This window comes from Burkholderia sp. Se-20378, assembly GCF_017104665.1.
In the GTDB taxonomy this organism is placed as follows: domain Bacteria; phylum Pseudomonadota; class Gammaproteobacteria; order Burkholderiales; family Burkholderiaceae; genus Burkholderia; species Burkholderia lata.
On the sequence record NZ_JAAGPG010000814.1, the window covers coordinates 1 to 2,443 of the forward strand.

The window sequence follows — 2,443 nt, forward strand, 5'->3', positions numbered from 1 at the left end:
TCAAATTTGGCTTTCTACATTCGTTTCCGGCGGGTCGAGCCGCCGTCCCCCTGTCGATGCGGAGTCCCAAAGAATGAATCGTCACGATAGCGTTCGCGCCGCGTGCTGCGCGATGTTGGTCCTGGCCGGTACCGGCGCGCACGCGCAAAGCAACGTGACGCTGTACGGCGTAATCGATGCGGGCATCCGCTACGAAACGCACGGCGTGTCCTACGGCGCCGACGGCACGCCGGTGTCGACGGGCCGCAAGATCTCGATGGCCGACGGCGGCGGCCTGACGGAAAGCTACTGGGGCCTCAAGGGGCAGGAAGATCTCGGCGGCGGGCTGTCCGCGCAGTTCAACGTCGAGAGCCATTTCGGCCCGAACAGCGGCGCGATCGTGCCGGCCGGCTCGCCGAACTTCTTCCAGGTCGCGTACGTCGGGCTCACGTCGACGTCGCTCGGCCAGCTCGCGCTCGGGCGCCAGTACAACGTGCCGTTCGAGATGGTGTCGCTGACCTACGGCTCGAACCTGTGGGCCGGCCCGCAGGATCCGTACTTCAACCTGTTCAAGCCGGAGCAGACGATGCTCGCGGGCGCCCGCACCAGCAACATGATCCAGTACGGTGCGCAGCTCGGCAGCCTGTACCTGCTCGCGCAGTACGCGCCGGGCGGCCATGCGGGCGGCGGCGTGCTCGGCAGCCAGGCCGGCGCGGCGATCGCGTATGCGCCGGACAAGGGGCCGTTCACGGTTGGCGCATCGTTCATGCGCACCTGGGACGACGTCACCCACGCGAAATTCGACATCTATGGCGGCGGCGGCTCCGTCACGCTCGGCAACGCGACCGTCAACGCCGGCTATATCGAGAACGCGCGCGACAACGACTTCACGTCGTTCGAGAACGGCCCGTTCAGCTCGACCGATCTCGCCGCGCTCGGCATCATCTCGCCCGCGCAGGTGGTCGATCCGTCGACGCCCGGCGGGTTCCGGCGCCGCAAGATGGCGCTCGCGGGGCTGACCTACCGGTTCACGTCGGCGTTCACGGCCGCCGTCAACGCGTGGTGGACCACGCAGTCGGGCTACACGCCGGACTTCGACGGCCGCGCGCGCCAGTTCCAGGTGATCGCCGGCTACAGCCTGTCGAAGCGCAGCATGCTCTACGCGGAAGTCGACTATGCGATCTATCGCGGCGGCCTGGTCGGCGCGCAACTGGTCGGCGTGAACGGGCAGTCACCGAGCACGAGTACCACGCAGCTCGGCGCGACGGTCGGCCTGCGCCACTACTTCTGACGCGGGGCCGCACAGGATGTGGGCGATCGTGGCCGGGGAGGCACCGGGTCTCCGGCCGGGCGGGACGAGTACAATCCATGGAAAAAAATACGGAGCATCCATGGACGAACCCGACCGTTATACGACGGCGAATCTGCCGGTCCATCTGTTGCGGTGCCTCGCGGAGACAAGCAAGGAGCTGGGCATCGACCCCACGCGGCTGTGCCTCGGGCTCGGCTTCGACGTCGCGGACCTGTCGAATCCGTCGTGCCGGATTTCCTTGCGTCAGGCGAGCACGATGATCCGCCGCGCGCTCGACATGGCGCCGGGGCGGGCGCTCGGCCTCGAACTCGGCACGAGCGAGACGATCGCGTCGATCGGCCTGGTCGGCTACGCGATGCTGACGAGCCCGACGCTGAAGGACGCGATCTCGGTCGGGATGGAACTGCAGCGCCACACGGGGCCGCTGATGCGCTTCGAGGTGATCTCGGATGCGCGCACGCTGTCGATCCGCGCGACCAACGTCTTTCTCGAACCGGACATCGAGGCGTTCCTCGTCGAGGAAGCGTTCGGCAGCTTCATGAAGATCGGGCGCTCGCTGGTCGGCCCCGCGTTCCAGCCGAAGGTCGTCGATCTCAGCTACCCGCCGCCGGCGTATGCGGAACAATACGCACGTGTGTTCCCGTGCCCGGTGCGGTTCGAACAGGAGCAGAACCTGTTCTCATGCGACGCCGCACTCGGCAACCGCCCGATCGCGACCCACGATCCGCTCGCGCATCGCCAGGCGCTCGAATTCCTGCAGGACGCGCTGCCGCCCGAACCCGAAGGCACCGAATTTCTCGAATCGATCGAACGGATCATGCGGCGCGACCTGCGCCATGCGCCGTCGCTCGCCGAGATCGCCGCGCAGCTGTGCATGAGCGAGCGCACACTCCGCCGGCGGCTCGCCGATCAGGGTGTGTCGTATCAAACGGTGATCGACACGATCCGCAGGAAGCGCGCGTTCACGCTGCTGAGCAACCCGCGGCTGTCGATCGAGGACGTCGCGCACGAAGTCGGGTTCAGCGACGCGCACAACTTCCGGCGCGCGTTCAAGCGGTGGACGGGGCACGGGCCGCGCGAGGGGCAGCGGCCGGCGTAGCGCCCCCGCCGCGCAACCCCGCCGCCGTTACGCCGTGCCCGCCAGCGAACGAT

At 67.8% G+C, this 2,443-nt stretch carries 2 protein-coding genes; both read left to right on the top strand.

What is annotated here, in order from left to right; all coding sequences use genetic code 11:
- Positions 1-73: 73 nt before the first annotated feature.
- The gene (locus G3N93_RS37830; protein ID WP_174983822.1) at positions 74-1,270 is read left to right on the top strand and encodes a porin; all 1,197 of its coding nucleotides are present in this window, start codon (positions 74-76) and stop codon (positions 1,268-1,270) included.
- A 100-nt stretch (positions 1,271-1,370) separates the two neighbouring features.
- Positions 1,371-2,390: an AraC family transcriptional regulator gene (locus tag G3N93_RS37835; protein ID WP_174943466.1), complete on the top strand. Its 1,020-nt coding sequence runs from the start codon at positions 1,371-1,373 to the stop codon at positions 2,388-2,390.
- Positions 2,391-2,443: the final 53 nt, after the last annotated feature.

What these genes read in the sequence shown, in the direction of transcription:
- G3N93_RS37830 (WP_174983822.1), top strand. Translation starts at nt 74, where the DNA reads ATGAATCGTCACGATAGCGTTCGCGCCGCGTGCTGCGCGATGTTGGTC.
- G3N93_RS37835 (WP_174943466.1), top strand. Translation starts at nt 1,371, where the DNA reads ATGGACGAACCCGACCGTTATACGACGGCGAATCTGCCGGTCCATCTG.